This is a genomic window from Gordonia sp. NPDC062954, from assembly GCF_044543825.1.
GTDB lineage: Bacteria > Actinomycetota > Actinomycetes > Mycobacteriales > Mycobacteriaceae > Gordonia > Gordonia tangerina.
The window spans coordinates 1-2,462 of the sequence record NZ_JBITWL010000065.1 but is presented as its reverse complement, the minus strand read 5'-3'; the positions used below and the strand labels follow the sequence as shown (position 1 = coordinate 2,462).

At 61.0% G+C, this 2,462-nt stretch carries 4 protein-coding genes; 3 read left to right on the top strand and 1 reads right to left on the bottom strand.

What is annotated here, in order from left to right; all coding sequences use genetic code 11:
- From ACIGKQ_RS25250 to ACIGKQ_RS25240, 3 genes are all read left to right on the top strand, one after another.
- Window positions 1-454 (top strand): hypothetical protein (locus tag ACIGKQ_RS25250; RefSeq protein ID WP_279941311.1); only part of this gene is annotated, 454 nt, incomplete at its 5' end.
- A 106-nt stretch (window positions 455-560) separates the two neighbouring features.
- The gene (locus tag ACIGKQ_RS25245) at window positions 561-1,409 is read left to right on the top strand and encodes a TIGR02391 family protein (RefSeq protein WP_006370051.1); all 849 of its coding nucleotides are present in this window, start codon (window positions 561-563) and stop codon (window positions 1,407-1,409) included.
- A gap of 330 nt (window positions 1,410-1,739) precedes the next feature.
- A complete protein-coding gene (locus ACIGKQ_RS25240; protein ID WP_020173285.1) occupies window positions 1,740-2,066 on the top strand; it encodes a hypothetical protein in 327 nt (108 codons plus the stop codon).
- A gap of 21 nt (window positions 2,067-2,087) precedes the next feature.
- On the opposite strand, the gene ACIGKQ_RS25235 is transcribed toward ACIGKQ_RS25240, so the two are convergent.
- A partial coding sequence (locus ACIGKQ_RS25235) for a Mu transposase domain-containing protein (RefSeq protein ID WP_396575176.1) occupies window positions 2,088-2,462 on the bottom strand: 375 nt, incomplete at its 5' end.

The window sequence follows — 2,462 nt, the reverse complement described above, 5'->3', positions numbered from 1 at the left end:
CCGCCCCATCACGAAACTCCCGGTCGTACTTCTTCCGCTTCTCTGGCATCGTGCTCCTCATTATCGATGCCTCTACGGTTCGGGGGGAACCTCACTCTTCCGTGAGGGTTTGGCGGGTGGGATGAGCGGAACGCTTGATGCCATCGGCTCTCGCGCCAACTCGATATACCCGCCGGGGATGTTCGGTGTTCCGGTGAACCTCGGTTCCTACGGTGGGATGTTCTCGGATCACCTTATGAGTGCGCCTGGCCTCTCCTCGCTTTTTCAGAACGCGCAGAAGCAGATGGTCGACAAATACCCTGACGTGATCGCGCGTGATCAGTCAGCTGAGGTGATGTACAGCGCTCCCGGAGCAGCCGACGTACGGGTCGATCTCCAGTTCGCCGACGACATGGGCGACTTGTGGCGTCGACGGCACGGTCAGCAACCCGAGCCTGTGATGGAGGACGAGTAGGCCAAGTCTCCGAGTCCGACCCACGTCCGAAATGATAAGAACGTCATAACACCTAATCGCAAGGCGCCAGACCTTGGTCAGTCGCCTCTAAGAGCAGAGCCACTCGATGTCGACCACTATGCCCAAACAAACGCCCCCGAAGATTGCTCCCTTCACCCCGGATTTCGTCAAGGGCGTGTGCGACGTGCTTTCGCAGACAGATCATCCGGGACTCACCGGTTCCGAGATCGACTCCTTGCTCCAGATGGTGGGAGTCAGGCAGCGTGAGCCGGGCGGCAACAAGCGCGACAGCCTGTACGTCACTCTCTACAACGTCCAGGTTCGACAGCAAGCCGGCAACGTCATGGGCGGATTCATCGCAAAGGCCATGAATCCTAGCCGGTATGCCGCTCAGCCAGCTCGTTTCGACGAGCTGCGCGACCAGCTCAACCAGTTCCTCGTGTACTACGGCTACGCAGTTAACGAAGCGGGCAAGCTCGCATCCGGAGCGAAGGCATCCAGCATCTCCGAGGGTGCCGCCCTGGCCGGACGACTTCAAACTGAGCTGAGGCGCCGAGGGTGTCACAGCGAGTTATTCCGCTACTGCGACGAGGAACTCATCGGGCGTTCTCTGTTTCATGCAATGTCGGAAGCGTCGAAGAGCATCCCAGCAAGAGTCCGCGGCATCACGGGGTTGGCGGGTGATGGCGCAGCTCTTTACGACGGCGTCCTCGGAACCAATCGCGAGCATCCCGCCTGGTCCATCAACGCCCATGAATCAGACTCCGACATCAGCGAGCACCGCGGCTTTAAAAGCCTGCTCGTTGGGATCCACGGGCACTTCCGAAACCCGCGCGCGCACTCCAGCCGAATCTTCAATGATGAGGTTCTGAACGATTTCTACGACGCGTTCTCGCTCTCCTCCTACGTACATCGTCGGCTCGACTCAATGAGGAGATTGACCGCACCCCACTGAGCCGAAAGCTTGGCTTGCGGCTATCCGCGCCGAGGAACGATTGCTCGGGTCGCTGCTCACGGTCTCAGGTCCGGACCACACCAGAACCAACGGCCCGCTCTAGATCCGCTATGACGAGTCCTCTCATCCGTTTCATCACGACCGGCTTTCTGGGTGCCCACCCCCTCGCTGCGAACGTCACCAATCTGCTCATGCGGCTGCCGACCTCCGGGAGGGCGGCAGATCAGCGCGCCCAGCGAGTGGCGCCGCCAGAATGTCCTATCGCGCCGATATCCTGCCTACGTGCCTCCCCGGTCGCGGGAGGACGTGCTGCGCGATCAAGGGTGAGTGATGATTGACGAATCGGCGGTCGTCGAACAGTTCCTCGAGCTAGCTCGGGGCACGAGCAGCTCGCTGATCAGCTTCCTGCCGGCGTTCGAGGACGCCGTCACAGTTCCGGAAACATCGACTATCGTGCGGACGCACTTTCTCGCACATGATGCCAACGGAGCGCCTGCTGTGGAGCAGCTCGCAGGAGCGATGGCGTCTGCGGCCATGGATTTCTGTATAGCACGTTCGAAGATCGAGCGAGCGTATGCAGAGTACGAGGAGACTCGATCGACCGCGGCCATCGTGAGCTTGAATGAGCTGACGTGTGCGGTCTCAGGAGATGCGTGACGTCGTGTTCTCGGGAGATGCTTACCGGCGGTGGGGCCGGTGGGCGTTGAAGTTGCGAATGGTCTTGGTGGTGGTTCGTGCGTGCAGTGACAGTTCTCTGGCGCCGTCGAGCACTCGTAGGTGGTGATCGTCGACGATGATGGTGACGATGGTGCCGGCGTAGGTCGGACTGACTCGGAGGCGTTGGCCGGCCACCATGATCTGACCGCTCTTGGGAACCCGGCGCTGCACGCTCTGCGGCCCTGACGGTGGCGCAGGCGGCAGCGGGGTGCTGGCTTCCCGAACTCCGGTCAAGCGGCGAATATTCTCTAGGTCAAGAGGATTGGGTAGCGTCTTGATCAGGTGGGTGCCGTTGGTCGCGTGGATCAACTCGCCGTCGATCCGCAGGGTGACCCG

Coding starts and splice junctions, on each gene's coding strand:
- ACIGKQ_RS25245 (WP_006370051.1), top strand. CDS start 561: ATGTCGACCACTATGCCCAAACAAACGCCCCCGAAGATTGCTCCCTTC.
- ACIGKQ_RS25240 (WP_020173285.1), top strand. CDS start 1,740: ATGATTGACGAATCGGCGGTCGTCGAACAGTTCCTCGAGCTAGCTCGG.